Origin of the sequence: Cohnella thailandensis (genome assembly GCF_014212135.1) — a bacterium.
Taxonomy (GTDB): Bacteria; Bacillota; Bacilli; order Paenibacillales; family Paenibacillaceae; genus Cohnella; species Cohnella thailandensis.
Genome location: NZ_JACJVQ010000003.1, coordinates 40879 through 55723 on the forward strand (window position 1 = coordinate 40879; position 14845 = coordinate 55723).

Consider the following 14845-nt stretch of genomic DNA (forward strand, 5'->3'; position numbering starts at 1 on the left):
TCCTCTCCCTGATGGGCCTTTGTTTTATTTCAACGCGTTAACGATCGTGTCCACGTTATGACGAACCATGCCGATGTAGGTGCCTTCCGTCGTTCCGTCCTTGCCCATCGCGTCGGAGAACAGCTCGCCTCCGATCTTCACTTCATGTCCTTCTCGGCGCGCCCCTTCGATGACCGCCTCGATCGACTTCTTCGGAACGCTGGATTCCACGAACACCGCTTTGATCTTCCGCTCCACCAGCAAATTCCGCAGGTCGGCCACGTCCTTGGCGCCGTATTCCGAGGCGGTGCTGATGCCCTGCAGGCCGATCACCTCGATGCCGTAGGCATCCCCGAAGTAGCCGAAGGCGTCGTGAGCGGTCACCAGCACCCGGCTCTCCTCCGGAATCGAACCGATCCGCTCGGCCGCGTAGAGATCCAGCTCCTCGAGCTTCTCCAAGTAACCGGCCGCCCTCTCCTCGTAATCCGCCTTGTGAGCCGGGTCGTATTCGATCAGCGTGTCCCGGATCGTCTCCGCCGCGCTCATCCAGAGCTCGACATCGAACCAGACGTGAGGATCGTACGCCCCGTCCGAGCTCCCGCGAAGGCGATCCGCGGGAATATTGTCCGTGACCGCCTTAACCGTCTTCTCCTCGCCAAGCTTCTCGAGGATATCCGTCAGCTTGCCTTCCAGGTGAAGCCCGCTGTATAGGATAACGTCGGCATCCTCCAGCTTGCGGATATCCCCTTGCGAGGCCTTGTACAGATGAGGATCCACCCCAGGTCCCATTAAGCCGGTTACCTGAACCGAGTCTCCCCCGATTTCCTTAGCCGCGTCGGCGACCATTCCGATCGTCGCGGTCACCTTCACCCGCGAGTCGCCTCCCCTTCCTTCCCCTTCGTCCGTGGAAGTCTCGGCGCAGCCGGCCACTAAGACAGCAGACAACGTTAAGAACAAGATCAGCAGGACCAGCCTCTTCACGGACGACGCCACTTTGTTCACGCGATCCCCTCCAAACCTTTTTTTGACGACGCAGAGTTGTTTCATTGTACAAACTATTTTAGCCTGAGGACTATTTGTTTATATTATACAATAATATTGCCTTCGTGCAACTTTATGGGCAAAAAAAACTTCTTCCCTGCCGGTCAGAAGCAACTTGAATATCGTCGAAGCGCTGCCGTCGGGCGTCCGCCGGAACGAGAACCCGGCGTTCTTCTCCGCCTGCATCTCAAGGATTACGCTGCCGCTATCCTCTCTTGAGCTGCTTCCTCCGTCCGGAGCCGAATTTGACCCACAGGCTTCCGGTATCGTCTTTAAACAATTTGATTCCGACCAGCTTAAGCGGAGTCGTGACTTCCCGGAAATAATAATTAGGCATGCATCCCGCACCTCTTCATTTATCGAACTAGCCGTTTAGGACTAGTCCAATAGTATCATATTTGTTCCGTCCTTTTCTACTATCTTCTCCTATTATCCCCCTTCTTTTTACACATTTCGCCATTATTCTCGCTTTCCGAAACAAAGAAACCCTCCCGTCTTCCCGCGGGAAGATCGAAAGGGCTAAAGTCGTATTTATGCAGTCTCAAGCATGATTAGCCAACGGCGCCGACCGGCTCGGCCTCTTGCGTCCGTTGCTTGTTCTCGGAAGCGATGCCGGCAGCGCCTGTCGCCTCCTCCTCCAACCCCTCGTGCGCAAGCCCGTAAGGCAGGCACATCGGGGTTCCCGTGCGGGGGTCGGGAATGACGTCCGCGTCGATGCCGAAGACGACCCGAAGCATCTCCGGCGTCATGACTTCGACCGGGTTGCCCTCGTACAGCACGGTCCCTTGCTTCAAGGCGACCATGTGCTGAGCGTAGCGGGCGGCATGGTTCAGATCGTGGACGACCATGATGATCGTGCGTTTCTGCTCCTTGTTCAGCTTCTCCAGAAGCATCATGACCTCGATCTGGTGAGCCATGTCCAGGAAGGTCGTCGGTTCGTCGAGAAGAAGCACTTCCGTGCCTTGGGCGACGGCCATGGCGATCCAAGCGCGTTGCCGCTGGCCGCCCGACAGCTGATCGACGGGACGATCGGCGAAAGCGCTCATTCCGGTAGCTTCCAATGCCCATTCGACCATCCGCAGGTCCTCCGGCTTCAAGCTTCCGAAGCCCTTCTGATGCGGATAACGGCCGAAGGAGACCAGCTCTCTGACCGTCAAGCCGTCCGGAGACGTCGGATTCTGCGGGAGAATGGCCAGCTGCTTCGCCACTTCCTTGGTCGGCTGGCGGTGAATTTCCTTGCCGTCCAGATAGACGGCCCCGCTCTGCGGGCTTAAAATCCGAGCCATGGACTTCAGAATGGTGGACTTGCCCGAGCCGTTGGAACCGACCAAAGCGGTAATTTTCCCATCGGGTACGGATAGGTTCAATTCATTGACGATTCTCCGGGTGCCGTAAGCCAACGATAATTTATTGGTGTTTAGACGAGACATGAGCTCTCTCCTCGCGCAATAGCTATTATGTAGCCATGCTTATCTATGAATACCAGGCGTCCGCGATGGTTGCGACGTTGAAAATATTTCTCATTAAAAGGTCCGCGAATTAAATGATAATCGTTCTCAGTCCAGATGTCAACCCGCAAGACGCGATCCGTGCCCCCAAAAATCATTTCCATCGAAAAGGACAAACGCCAACCCTCTCTCCCGAAGAGGCGTTGGCGTTTCGATGGCTTACCCTTTTTTGGCCTTCCGAATCGTGAGGTCGTAATGTCGGCCATATCGCTTGGCGAGCTTAACGATTCTGCGAATGATCGACTGATCGTCCAGCAGCACGAACGGCTTCGCGTCCGGACCCGTGTTGATCTCCAGGATCCAGCTTCTCTTGTTCGTGTCCAGAGCCACGTCCAACCCCAGCTCGTTGAGCTTCGGATAAGAACCGGCAAGCCGATACGCCGACCTGTAGGCAAGCTCGCGGAATTGACGGAGGATGGCGGCTCCCCGGGAACTCCCCGCGACCTTGTTCAGCAGAGGGCGGGACGAATAGATCGTTCCTCCCTGGCTTCCGTTCGTCACCGGCTTCCCCGGATGCGCCATTCTGGCCAGGGTTCCGGTCACTTCCCAGTTTCTCTTCTCGTTGCGCTGGATCATCACCCTGAAGTCGACGGGACGGCCGCCGAGCCGGATCATTCGAATGCCTCGCTGCACCAGGTAGACCCGTCTCCTGCGATTCTTCTCGATCCATTTATAGGCGCCGTCGAACGTCCCGAACCTTTGCCGAACCGTGCCGTAATGAACGAGGTACCCCTTCCGCAGCTTCTCCGCCTTCATGACGCCGACCCCTTGGTGTCCGATATCCGGCTTCACGTAAACCATTCCGTAACGATTCAACATCGCCAGAAGAGACGATCGGCTCATGATTCGGGTCTCCGGCACATGAGCCGCAAGCTTAGGCGCTCCGACAATGATCTTCGTTTTGTTCCACTTGCTTAAGTAGCTTGGTTTCGTGCCCAATAAGCTCTCTCCTCTATCGCCTTTTTTATGCATGCCGTCTCCTTACCATATGGCGATTTTCTCGGTCTGCAAGGGCAATCACCTATGCCGGGCCCGAACCATTAAGCTTTAGGCTCATAAAATGTTAAAGGCTTGAACCATTTTGGATACGGCGGAGGGTAGCGCGAATTGGAGTGGACCGAGCTTAAGAAAAAAATCGATCAGACGATCCGTACTTTCCCTTGGTACGAGGCGGCGCTCAAGGATCGGGGCCTTCTGCACGCGGTAGAGGAACCCGTCCCGCTTGGCGAGCTTCCTCTGATGACTGCCGATTGGCTGGAGAAGCATTACTATACTCCTCAGCAGCCCCTGAGCAAACGGCCGAACCTGAGATGTTACCGGACCTCCGGAACGAGCTCCGGCTTGCGCAAGGCCATCTATTATTCCGAAGACGACGAGCTGGCTTACGCCGAGATCAAGAGCCGGATCTTCGGACGGTTCCTCGCGGGAACGGGAGTCCGCACGGCGCTCTCCGATATGGGCACCGGCCATGCGGCCGATACGGCCCCCGGAATCTTCGCGCGGATCGGCCTCCAGGCCGAAGCGATCTCCTTCCGTCTCCCGGTGGAGAAGCATCTGGAGAGACTGCTGGCTCTTCGCCCGAATGTCCTGTATACGATGCCGTCCATTCTGGACAGCTTGCTTCGGGCCGCAGACGATCCGAAGAGCTGGCGGGTCCGCAAGGTCATTCTTGTCGGGGAGGCCGCCGCTCCTTCCTGGATCGCGAGATCGGCCGAGCGATTGGGCATTCTTCCGACGGACGTGATGGACACCTATGGCTCCATCGAGATCGGGACGATCGCCTATTACTCGCACGAGCATGGCCGATACCTGATTGCCGAGGGCTTGGAAGCGGAGGGGCTCCGGGATATCCCCATGCCCGCCCGCGGGGAAGCGGCGGAGCTGGACGAAGAGGAGTCGGTGCTCGTGCTCACCTCGACGGTTCGGGAGACGTTCCCCTCTCTACGGTACGTCACCTACGATGTCGTTCGGGATTTCCGCCCCGTCCTTGTGGACGGAGTATGGCGCCAGAGCTTCCAGGCTCTCGTTCGTCGCCTGGGTCCGGAGCTTAAGCACGGGGAGAAAATCAGCGTCTACGATATCGAGGAAGTCGTGTTCCGCCATATCGGCCAGGCTATCGTCCGGGTCGAAGTGTCGGGCAACCGGCTCCGCGTGCACATCGGCGGCGACCCCGGCGAATCGACGCTCCGCAGGATCGAGCTGGATTTGTGTGACCGGATTCCCGAGATCGGGAGAATGATTCGAGGCAAGCTGCTGGAAGAGCTCCAGGTGCTTCGCCTGGACGAGAACGCTTCTATGGAAGGAAGCTCTATCAAACACAAAAAGATTTATTACAATTGAGGTGTTCGGACTTTGGAACTGAACGAGGGCATAGCCGCGACGATAGGCCGGACTCCGTTGGTCCCTCTCAAGAAAATGTTCAAGGATGCTCCTTTTCGGGTATACGCGAAGCTGGAGCTGATGAATCCGGGCGGCAGCGCCAAGGATCGTACGGCTCTTCATATGGTGAAGCAAGCGATCAAACGAGGAGAGATCGGCCCGCGAACGACCGTCATCGAGTCGAGCTCCGGCAATCTTGCGGTCAGCTTGGCCCAGATCTGCGGTTATCTCGGCCTTCCGTTCATCTGCGTGCTGGACTCCCGCACGACCTCATATCATCTGCGCCTGATCCGCAGTCTCGGCGCGCGGATCGAAACGATCGACAAGCCGGATCCGGACACCGGGGAATACCTGCCGGCCCGGATTCGCCGGGTGAAGGAGCTTCTCGCCGAGATCCCGGACAGCTACTGGACGAATCAGTACGAGAATCCGGACAATTACCTGGCCCACTACGAGACCACGATGCCGGAGCTGCGGCAGGAGCTCGGCCGGATCGATTATTTATTCTGCGGAGTGAGCACCTGCGGAACGATCAGGGGCTGCTCCGAGAGAATACGCGACGATAAGCTTCCGACCCGGGTCGTCGCCGTGGACGCGGCGGGAAGCGTCATCTTCGGCGGCGATGGACGAGCCGCTAGACGCCTGCCCGGACTCGGCGCGGCGATCGTGCCGAAGCAGCTGCGAAGCGAGCTGGTCGACCGAGTGGTCTACGTCGACGACCTCGCTTGCGTTCGCGGCTGCCACGACCTGCTTAAGACGGAATCGATCCTGGCCGGCGCGTCCTCCGGCGGGGTGCTGGAAGCGATTCGCCTGATCCAGGACGACATTCCGGCAGGGTCCGTATGCGCGGCCATCCTGGTCGATAGGGGAGACCGTTACTGGGATACGGTCTATAACGAAGAATGGACGGCACGGCTTGCGGAGAAGCCCCTCGCCAACGAATCCGTCGCCGGCACCTTCTCCGGCGGTGAGGCGCGCCCGTGATCTACTTGAACGACAGCCACATCGACCGGATCGGCTCGCCCTGGCGGGAGCTCATGCGAATCGTCTCGGCCGCGCTGAAGCACCAAGGCACCGAGGAGCTCGTGCAGCCCTTGAAGCCCTACCTTAGGTTCCGGGATCTCCGCAACCGGATCATCGCCATGCCCGCCTTCGTCGGCGGAGAAGTCGAGGCGAGCGGCATCAAGTGGATCGCCAGCTTCCCCGGCAATCTGGAACGGGGTCTCCCCCGCGCGCACAACACGCTTATTCTCAACGATACGTCGACCGGCGCGCCGGTCGCCTTCCTTCGCAGCAGCCGGCTTAGCGCCATTCGCACGGCGGCCGTCAGCGGGGTGATGCTGGACGCCTATCTGAACCGCAAGAGGGAACCGGCTCCTCGCTTCCGGGTCGGAATCGTCGGCATGGGGCCGATCGGCCTGACCCATCTGCAGATGCTTCATTCGGTTTACGGAGACCGGTTAGAGGAGATTCGGGCGTTCGACGTCCGAGGCGTCTCCCTGGAGACGCTGCCGGCGGAGCTTCGCGGCCAAGTCCGGATCTGCCCGGACTGGAGAGAGGTCTACGACCGTTCGGACGTATTCCTCACCTGCACCACTTCTCCCGAGAGATACATCGACCGGCCGGCTCGTCCCGGAACCCTGCTTCTTAACGTCAGCCTAAGGGATTACGCGCCGGACAGCGTCAAGCTCTTGAGAGCGATCGTGGTCGACGACTGGCGCGAGGTATGCCGGGAGAACACGGACATCGAGAAGCTGCATCTTCTCCACGGCCTTGCGGAGAAGGACGTCCTTACTCTAAAGCAGGTCGTCTGGGAGAAAGGACTGGAAGCCTATCCTCCGGAGGAAGCGGTATTCTTCAACCCGATGGGAATGGCCGCGTTCGACATCGCTCTCGCGGCCTACTATTTACGGCAAGCCGAACGAACGGGCATCGGAACCCGCTTGGAATGACAAGATGGGGATGCCCATAAACGATTTCTTGCTTTCATTGAACGGCCCAGCGAGGCCCTTCCGATGCGCATCCAAAAGCTCGACAGGCAAGCGAATGAAATCGCAGCCTGCAGCTCCCTAAATTCCACATCAGCAAATGCCGATTCAAATCAGGGGCCGTCCCTAGTCATTTAATGACTGATGGGATAGCCCCTTCCCGTTTAATCGCGAAACGTTCCGGACCGGCAATCCTCGAGGAACCGCGCCGTAACCTCGATCGCCTTCTCCAGCTCGGCGGTCGTTCCCCGGAACGGATGAGCCGTTCCGAAGGCGTGGTCCGCCCCTTCGACCGTAACGTGACGCTGATGAGGGGCCGCTTCCCGCAGCCTGAGACTGCCTTGAAGAATCGCCTCGAAATCCCGATCCCCCTGCACGAACAAGGCCGGAAGCTTCAGCTTCGCCATTTGATTCAAGATGTGGTACCGCTCTCCGTTCCGGTCAAGGTCCTCGAACAAACCGGCCCGGATCGGCATCTGCGTCTGCGTTCTGGCATCGTACACGTAGCCGATCCCTTCCCGAAGCACCTTCTCCCGGAATTCTTCCGGGAAGAGGTAGCAGACCGCGTTCCCGTTCCAGGAGACGATTCCCTTCACGTCCGGATGCGCCGCGGCATATAGATCCACGGTCGCCGCTCCCCGGCTGAATCCGAGCAGATACAGCTCGTCCGCGCGAACGGAATCGGCCAAGGGAAGCTCTCCCGCCCGGAGCGCCTCTACGACCGCCGATAAGTCCTCCTGCTCCCGGGTGAACGTGTTGCGCCCGAACTTCTCCAGCTCGTCGTAATCGGTCTCCCTCACTCCGTTCAACGAGAAATTGAAGGCAATGACCGCGTATCCGCCTTTGGCGAAGCTCTCCGCCGCGTAGGGGATAAATCCCCAATCCTTGAAGCCCTTGAAGCCGTGGGCCATGATCAGAACCGGCCTTCCTTCTTCTCCTTCCCGCAGCTCCCGAACTCGAACCTCGCCGCGCACGACGAGATCGTCCCCAAGAACCAACTCGAACGATTCCCGCCGGATCGCCTTCTCCAGCATCTTGTCTCGCCCCTTCCGTCTCGTCAAATAAGCTAACGCAACAATTACGTTTGTCCGTATGTTCACGGCGAACCGCCCATTAATTATCGTAATCGGTGCGCGATGTGTCGAATATATAGAGAATTTTAGCATTTAGAGTCGAAATATACTATTCATTCGCGTCAACTTCCTTTACAATAGCAGAAAACAATCACCGCAGCGGCCATTTAACGTTCGAAGCTTAGGGGGATCGAGCCACAATGAATGAACATGCATCCGCGAGCCTTGTGCCCCCCGCTCCGCCGGAAGAACAGATAGCGGCTTTCTACCAGCCGATCCTGGCGCTGGATACCCGCCGAATTATCGGCTACGAGGTGCTCGGCCGCCAGCTCGACGGCGATTCCGTCCGCAGTCTCGGCCCTTTCTTCACGGATTCCCGCGTCCCGGTGTCCGAGCAGATTCGCGTCGACCGCTTGCTGAGAGAGTTGGCCGTCTCCAAGCTGGGCTCCGCGGATGCTCCCCCTTCGCTTTTCCTCAACCTTAAGCCCTCCTGGATCTATCGGCACTATAAGCAGACCGGAGAGCTTCACACCCTGCAGATCCTGGACCGTCACGGCATCGACCCGAGCCGGATCTGCATCGAGATCACGGAAGAGGAATTCCGCGGCTCCTTCTTCGAATTGAACGAGATCATCGACATCTATCGCAAGCACGGCTGCCGGATCGCGATCGACGACGTCGGCTCCGACTTCAGCAGCTACGACCGGATCGCCCAAATCCGGCCTCACCTGCTTAAGGTAGATATCCACTTGATGAAGAGAAGCGCGAATCACGACGGCTACCTGGGCGTCCTTCGCTCGTTCTCGACGCTCGCCGAGCAGGTCGGCGCCTCGTTGCTGGTCGAAGGAGTCGAGACTCGGCAGGATCTTCAACGCGCGATTCAGATCGGCGCCCGCTACGTGCAGGGCTACCTGTTCTCTCCGGCGGAGCCGGAATTCCGTTCCGCGGGAGAATTCTCTCCTCTCCTGGAAGAGGAGCTCGAGAGGCACCGGCAGCTCCTGCACCGGACGGAGCAGTATTGGACGGATCGCGGACGGGAGCTTTACCGTTCGATGGGCGCCAGCTCCATCGGCTCGGAGCTGGAAGAGGCGGAACGGAGCGGGCGGGTCGGAGTCGCGAACGGGCCGGAATCGGACGCCGCGGACCGCATCCTGGAGAAGTGGCTTCCTCATCTGGACGCTTCCTGTCTGCGGGTGTACCTGTGCTTGGATAACGGCACCCAGCTCTCGTCGAATCACGTTCGCGGCAAGGATGGAAGCTGGCATTGCGAGCCGGAAACGCGAGGCTCGGATTGGAGCTGGCGTCCCTACTTCATCCCGCACCTGTCGCGGACGGAAGGACGCGCGGAGTCCAAGCTGTCCCCGAAATACGCCGACCTGAGCACCCGGACGTGGATCCGCACCTTATCGATTCCCGTCGGCAGGCGGCTGGTTCTTTTTCTCGACCTTGCGGAGCCGGCGCTCTGACGAACGCGCTTGCTCCGCTTGGCAGCCAGCTGCTCTCCTCCCGCCTCTCCCCCCTCCTCCTCTTCCGCGCCAGGCTTCTCCTCGCTTTCCCTTCCTTATCTCCGTGCCTGCGTCCAAGCTACCCTTCGGCATCCCGAATTTGTTACAATGAATAACACGACGACACGCGGGGGTAACGGAATTGGACTACATTATTCTGGATATCGAATTCAACGGGCGCAAATTCGCCAGCGAGCTTCCGATGGAGGTCATCGAGATCGGCGCCGTCCGGCTGAATTCTTCGCTTGCTTACGTGGACGAATTCTCTTCGATGATCAAGCCCGTCTACTTTGCCAAGCTGAACAGCTTCCTTAAGAAGAAGACGGGGATCGAGCAGGAGGAGATCGACGCGGCGGACGGCTTCGTTCAAGTGAGCGAACGGTTCCGGGAGTGGCTGGGGCCGAACGAGAATTTCCTTCTTCTCACTTGGGGCGGCGAGGACATGAAGCGAATCGTCTTCGACACGCGGATGCACAAGCTGGACGACTCCTACTGGATGACTACCGATTATTTCGACCTTCTGAAGGGTTACCTCCGCTACAAGGGAGTCTCCAACGACGTGAGCGTCGAAGCGGCGCTGGCCGACCTGGAGATCGACGCGTCGGGCTCCGCCCACCGCGCGCTGGACGATGCCCGCATGACGGCGGAGGTATTCCGCAAGGTGTTCGGCCATTTGGATCTGAGCCTCAAGCAACGATTCAAGGACACCTACTCGAACGCGAAGGAGCGCCGCTTGGTGAAGAACGCCATTCGAATGCTGAAGGGGCAGAAGCTGACGCCAAGCTGGGAGCTCCTCGCGGAGAAGGTGCTCGCCGGCAAGGTCGATATGACCAACGAGAAGAAGCTGGCCGAGCTGCGCGAATATTTCGAGGCCGAATTGAATAAGAAGGCGTAAACCGCCTTCCGCATGGGAGACATGAATTCATGAGATTAATATCTTGGAACGTTAACGGACTGCGCGCTTGCGTGAACAAGGGGTTTCTCGATTATTTCAAGGAAGCCGACGCGGACGTCTTCTGCCTTCAGGAGACCAAGCTGCAAGACGGCCAGATCCAGCTCGAGCTGGGAGAGGAATACTCGCAGTATTGGAATTACGCCCAGAAGAAGGGGTACTCGGGAACGGCCGTTTTCACCAAGCGCAAGCCGCTCTCCGTCCGTTACGGCATGGAGGAGGACGAAGAGCCCGAAGGCCGCATCATCACCCTTGAATTCGAGAACCATTACATCGTTACCGTGTACACGCCGAACGCGAAGAGAGACCTGTCGAGGCTGGATTACCGGATGGAGTGGGAGGACAGGTTCCTCGCATACCTTCGGAAGCTGGACGAGGTTAAGCCGGTGATCGCCTGCGGAGACCTCAACGTCGCCCACCGGGAGATCGACCTGAAGAACTGGCGCGGCAACCGCGGCAATTCCGGGTTCACGGACGAGGAACGGGGGAAAATGACGACGCTGCTCGCGGCCGGATTCACCGACACGTTCCGCCACCTGTACCCCGACCGGGAGGACGCGTACACGTGGTGGTCCAACATGCCGAAAGTTAGAGAGCGGAATGTCGGGTGGCGCATCGACTACTTCATCGCCTCCTCGCGGCTTGCCCCTTCGATCGTCGATGCCGGCATCGACGCCCACGTTCTGGGCAGCGACCACTGCCCGATCTATCTCGAGATTGCCGACGAATAACGCAAGAAGGCCGAGAGCCTCCCCGCAGGAGCGTTCCCGGCCTTCTCTTTATTTCTGCCCCGTGAAAATATGAATGGCATCCCGAAGAAACTCCGCGGTTCCCGGCCGTTCCTTGTCGTAATAGGCCCGGAAGCGTTCGTCGTCCACGTACATCTGGGCGAGTCCGGCGTGCGCTTCCTTGCTGTACTCGTTCCAATAGAACGTCAGCCAGCGCTTATGAAGCTCGGCCGCCCGCTGAGCTTCGGCCCCCGCCGGATCGCCCGTCGCGTAAGCCTCCGCCAGAGCCTCATGAATTTCTTCCGCCAGCCGGGTTGCCTCGTCGTGCTGCTCCTTCGTCATGCTCATCAGCTTCCGATTGGATTCCTCCACGGTCTTCTCGCCGTACTTCCGGCGGATTTCCTCGCCGTATCTCTTCTCGTTATCTTCGATCATCTGCCGCTTAAAGCCTTCGAATCTCTCCTGATCGCTCATCGTCCCTCTCCCTTCGGCCAGCGCGATCGTCCTCTCCACGTTCTCGAGGAGAGAGTCAAGCTGGCGTCGTTTGTCGAGAAGCTTCTCCCGGTGCTCGTACAGCGCCTTCGTGCCATCGAAGCTGGCTGAATTCACGATCCGACCGATCGTATCCAGGTCGACCCCAAGCTCGCGATAGAACAGGACATGCTGCAGGCGCTCCAGCTCGCGCCGGCCATAGATGCGATACCCCGACGAATTCAGCCTCGCCGGCGCAAGCAGGCCGATCTCGTCGTAATATCGCAGGGTCCTCGTGCTTACCCCCGCCATCCGCGCGAGCTTCTGTATCGTATATTCCATTCGATCGCCTCCCGACAAGGTAACGATACACCTTTACGCAACGTCAATGTCAACACCCGAATCTATGCGAAAAAAAAGACAGCCCGTTCAGACTGTCTCCTTGCTCTTGCGCGGCCAAAGCGTATAGCTGAAGCTGATCAGGAAGTCGATGCCGAGGATGATCGACCAAATCCGGACGACCTGAAGAAGGGCTTCCGTACGATCGGCATCTCCGACCATGAGAATCATCCCGAGAAGGCAGGCGCAGCCGATCGCCCATGCCAGCAGATGCTTCAGCCAAGCTTGCCGCTCCGAGCGGGCATGCTCGGTCCCGTGCTTGGCCTTCTTCCGCGGCGGCGGCCCTCCCGCGAAGCGATGCGCGAACCTCTCGTCCGCCCAGCGGATCATCGAATGGCCGAACGCGATCGAAGCGCCGATGTAGATCGCGGCAAGCCCATGCGTGAAGTCGGCCTCCGCTCCTCCGTTCAAATGAATAACGGTCGCGACGAGCAAGGCAAGATCGATGAGAGGAGTGCATAGGAGAAGGGCGGCGCCGGGCTTGGGCATGCGCAGCATGTAACGGAACACCAAGCCGACGACGATAAACACCCAGAATGCGATTTCGCAGCCAATGATAAACGCGATTATCTTTAGATTCCCCCTTGCTTCCAAATTATTGGTTTTGGTTATTATAACACAGTTGTATTAAAATACAAGCGTGCTATAATAAAGACATGCCTAAAATCGTCGATCACGAGAAAAGAAAAGAACAAATAGCCGAAGCCGCCTGGAAGGTCATCCGCCGCGAGGGCCTGGACGGCGTCTCCGTGCGCCGGATCGCGGACGAGATGGGAATCTCCCTCGGCTCGCTGCGCCATTACTTCGATTCGCAGGACGAGCTGCTCTCTTATGCCATGCGGTTGATTTCGAAGCGCGTGCGGCTGCGGATCCAATCCCTCCCGCTTAGCGGAGATGCGCTGTCGGATATCGAGCTTATCTTGGCGGAGATGGCTCCTCTCGACGAAGAGCGCCTCGCGGAATCGGAGGTGTGGCTCGCTTTCGCGGGCAAGGCCGTCTCCGATCCATCCGTTCGGGAACTAAGCCTGGAGGTTCACGAAGAATTAGCGCGCGCCATACGGAGGTTGATCGAGGTACTCGTCGACCGGAAGCTGGCCCGGGACGGCATCGACGTCGTCCTAGAGGCGAGAAGGCTTCACGCTCTTCTCGACGGGCTCGTCGTTCACCATACCACGTTCTCGGAACGGCTCGACCGGAAGGAACTGATGGAGACGATCTCCTACCACTTGAAGAGCTTGCTCGTTGCGGCTACGTAGCGCAAACATAGAGCAAGGGTTGCCCTGCCGCCGTCCGTTCAGGAAGGCGGCAGGGCAACCCTTGTTGGCGTTGAGCTCGTTCGAATGCGCGATTGCGTTTGCTTTAGCCGGTGAAGGATACGCTTCGTTAATCGTTTACCAGCCGAAATCCATCGTCTTGCCCGTCTCGATCCAAGACTTGGCGTTGCTTAGGATCATCGGCCAGCTCTCTTTGGTGCTCTCGTAGGAAGGATGGCCGTCCGGCCAGCGATCGTTGACGAGCGTAAGCTTCGTCGCGTTCCCGACCTTCTCCAGAGTCAACGTTACCCTCGTCTCGAGCTCGGCGTGGTTCTCCCGATAGGAGGGGCCGGGATGCTCCGTGTAGCTCATCCGGCGGCCCGGCTCGAATTCGAGCACCGTGCCGTAGACGTGCACCGTGTTCTCCCCGTCGTTGCCCGGACCTACGTATTCGTAAGGAGCACCGATCTCGAAGGTGGAGTTCAGCACGGAGCCGAAGAAGAGCGCGCGGACTCCTTCCGGCGTGACGAAGGCTTTCCATGCTTCCTCCGGCTCGGCATTGACATAGATCGTGTATTTGAGATCTTCCATCGCTATCTTCCTCCATTCTGGCTATAAGAGTTTGTTTGCTTGTCCAGCGGCGCGCTGGTAATCTCTACTATAGGATGATCATGCAGGATTGTATTGTAAATTCGCGACAACATTCCGTTCGAGGAGGAATGCCCGAATGAGAGAAGCGAAGCTCCGGACGACGAGAGGCATCGTCCAAGCCGACGAAGGCTTCCGCAACTTTACGCTGGCCCGATACGAGCCCGATCCCGCTTTGGCTTCGCTAGTCGAGCATTATTGGCTCGTTCGCTGGGATCTCAGGGACAAGCCCGACTTCCATCAGAATATTCTCTCCTACCCAAGCGTCCAATGGGTGTTCGAGAACGACTGGACGGGCACGAATTCGTGGGTGTACGGCGTTCCCCACCCCTCCTATACGAGGCATCTGAAGGGGTTCGGAGAGAGCGTCGGCGTGAAGTTCCGTCCCGGAGGCTTCTATCCGTATTGGAGGCAGGAGCTCGCGAAGCTGACCGGGAACCGGATGGACTGCGCGGAAGCTTTGGGGGCGGAAGCCGCGGCGCTCGAAGAGGGCTTCTGGGAGCTTCCGGACGACGAGACGCGGGCTAGGCGTATCGAGCGCTTCCTTCTCGACCGGCTGCCGGAAAAGGACGAGCAGGCGGAGCTCGCGAACCGAATCGTCCAATCGGTGATCGACGACCGGAACGCCCTGCGGGTGGAGGACGTGGCCGACCGTTACGGGCTGAGCGTCCGATCCCTCCAGCGCCTCTTCAGCCGCTACGTCGGCGTAAGTCCGAAGTGGGTGCTGAAGCGGTTCCGGCTGCAGGAGGCGGCGGAACGGCTGGAGAAGGGCGGCGCCATGAATTGGGCCGAGCTCTCCCAAAGTCTCGGATATTATGACCAAGCGCACTTTATCAAAGACTTCAAAGCGCTGCTAGGGATGTCGCCGGAAGAATACGCGAAGAAGGCCGAACGGCAAAGCCGGTGATCCCCCCTCCAAGC

General features: G+C 58.8%; 16 protein-coding genes. 8 read left to right on the forward strand and 8 right to left on the reverse strand.

Translation table 11 applies throughout. The annotated features are described in order from the left end of the window. Window positions 1–24: 24 nt before the first annotated feature. From H7B67_RS02520 to H7B67_RS02530, 4 genes are all read right to left on the reverse strand, one after another. Window positions 25–1026 (reverse strand): metal ABC transporter solute-binding protein, Zn/Mn family, encoded by a 1002-nt coding sequence (locus H7B67_RS02520; RefSeq protein WP_185118227.1) that lies wholly within the window; start codon window positions 1024–1026, stop codon window positions 25–27. A gap of 199 nt (window positions 1027–1225) precedes the next feature. Continuing rightward, complete coding sequence (locus tag H7B67_RS31065; protein ID WP_281067860.1) at window positions 1226–1357, reverse strand: hypothetical protein; 132 nt, start codon at window positions 1355–1357, stop codon at window positions 1226–1228. Between the two features lie 214 nt (window positions 1358–1571). After that, complete coding sequence (locus H7B67_RS02525) at window positions 1572–2450, reverse strand: ABC transporter ATP-binding protein (RefSeq protein WP_185118228.1); 879 nt, start codon at window positions 2448–2450, stop codon at window positions 1572–1574. Between the two features lie 237 nt (window positions 2451–2687). Continuing rightward, window positions 2688–3467: a YheC/YheD family protein gene (locus H7B67_RS02530; protein ID WP_185118229.1), complete on the reverse strand. Its 780-nt coding sequence runs from the start codon at window positions 3465–3467 to the stop codon at window positions 2688–2690. A gap of 168 nt (window positions 3468–3635) precedes the next feature. On the opposite strand from H7B67_RS02530, the gene H7B67_RS02535 reads away from it, so the two are divergent. The 3 genes from H7B67_RS02535 to H7B67_RS02545 are packed head-to-tail and all read left to right on the forward strand — an operon-like array spanning window position 3636 to window position 6859. Beyond that, window positions 3636–4868 (forward strand): phenylacetate--CoA ligase family protein, encoded by a 1233-nt coding sequence (locus H7B67_RS02535; protein WP_245363715.1) that lies wholly within the window; start codon window positions 3636–3638, stop codon window positions 4866–4868. Between the two features lie 12 nt (window positions 4869–4880). Further along, window positions 4881–5891 (forward strand): 2,3-diaminopropionate biosynthesis protein SbnA, encoded by a 1011-nt coding sequence (gene sbnA, locus H7B67_RS02540; protein ID WP_185118230.1) that lies wholly within the window; start codon window positions 4881–4883, stop codon window positions 5889–5891. Further along, window positions 5888–6859, forward strand: a complete 972-nt coding sequence (locus H7B67_RS02545) for a 2,3-diaminopropionate biosynthesis protein SbnB (RefSeq protein ID WP_185118231.1) — start codon at window positions 5888–5890, stop codon at window positions 6857–6859. Before sbnA ends, H7B67_RS02545 begins: the two co-directional genes overlap by 4 nt. Window positions 6860–7059: 200 nt before the next feature. Here the strand turns inward: H7B67_RS02545 and H7B67_RS02550 are convergent, their stop codons facing one another. After that, window positions 7060–7929 (reverse strand): alpha/beta hydrolase family protein, encoded by an 870-nt coding sequence (locus H7B67_RS02550; protein ID WP_185118232.1) that lies wholly within the window; start codon window positions 7927–7929, stop codon window positions 7060–7062. A 239-nt stretch (window positions 7930–8168) separates the two neighbouring features. On the opposite strand from H7B67_RS02550, the gene H7B67_RS02555 reads away from it, so the two are divergent. The 3 genes from H7B67_RS02555 to H7B67_RS02565 all read left to right on the forward strand — a co-directional run bounded on the left by H7B67_RS02555 (window position 8169) and on the right by H7B67_RS02565 (window position 11156). Beyond that, window positions 8169–9434, forward strand: coding sequence for an EAL domain-containing protein (locus H7B67_RS02555; RefSeq protein ID WP_185118233.1), 1266 nt, complete (start codon window positions 8169–8171; stop codon window positions 9432–9434). A gap of 181 nt (window positions 9435–9615) precedes the next feature. Next, window positions 9616–10368: a 3'-5' exonuclease gene (locus H7B67_RS02560; protein WP_185118234.1), complete on the forward strand. Its 753-nt coding sequence runs from the start codon at window positions 9616–9618 to the stop codon at window positions 10366–10368. A 29-nt stretch (window positions 10369–10397) separates the two neighbouring features. Further along, window positions 10398–11156, forward strand: a complete 759-nt coding sequence (locus tag H7B67_RS02565; RefSeq protein ID WP_185118235.1) for an exodeoxyribonuclease III — start codon at window positions 10398–10400, stop codon at window positions 11154–11156. 48 nt (window positions 11157–11204) lie between these two features. On the opposite strand, the gene H7B67_RS02570 is transcribed toward H7B67_RS02565, so the two are convergent. Both H7B67_RS02570 and H7B67_RS02575 read right to left on the reverse strand, forming a co-directional pair. Further along, window positions 11205–11966, reverse strand: a complete 762-nt coding sequence (locus H7B67_RS02570; RefSeq protein WP_185118236.1) for a MerR family transcriptional regulator — start codon at window positions 11964–11966, stop codon at window positions 11205–11207. 87 nt (window positions 11967–12053) lie between these two features. Then, window positions 12054–12554 carry a hypothetical protein gene (locus H7B67_RS02575; protein WP_342592549.1) on the reverse strand — a complete coding sequence of 167 codons (501 nt, stop codon included), beginning with the start codon at window positions 12552–12554 and terminating at the stop codon, window positions 12054–12056. 125 nt (window positions 12555–12679) lie between these two features. On the opposite strand from H7B67_RS02575, the gene H7B67_RS02580 reads away from it, so the two are divergent. Beyond that, the gene (locus H7B67_RS02580) at window positions 12680–13279 is read left to right on the forward strand and encodes a TetR/AcrR family transcriptional regulator (RefSeq protein WP_185118237.1); all 600 of its coding nucleotides are present in this window, start codon (window positions 12680–12682) and stop codon (window positions 13277–13279) included. A gap of 135 nt (window positions 13280–13414) precedes the next feature. On the opposite strand, the gene H7B67_RS02585 is transcribed toward H7B67_RS02580, so the two are convergent. Beyond that, window positions 13415–13867 carry an SRPBCC domain-containing protein gene (locus tag H7B67_RS02585; protein ID WP_185118238.1) on the reverse strand — a complete coding sequence of 151 codons (453 nt, stop codon included), beginning with the start codon at window positions 13865–13867 and terminating at the stop codon, window positions 13415–13417. A 136-nt stretch (window positions 13868–14003) separates the two neighbouring features. Between H7B67_RS02585 and H7B67_RS02590 the strand changes: the two genes are divergently transcribed. Beyond that, on the forward strand, window positions 14004–14831 hold the full coding sequence (locus tag H7B67_RS02590) for a helix-turn-helix domain-containing protein (RefSeq protein WP_185118239.1): 828 nt from the start codon (window positions 14004–14006) through the stop codon (window positions 14829–14831). The last annotated feature ends 14 nt before the right edge of the window (window positions 14832–14845 follow it).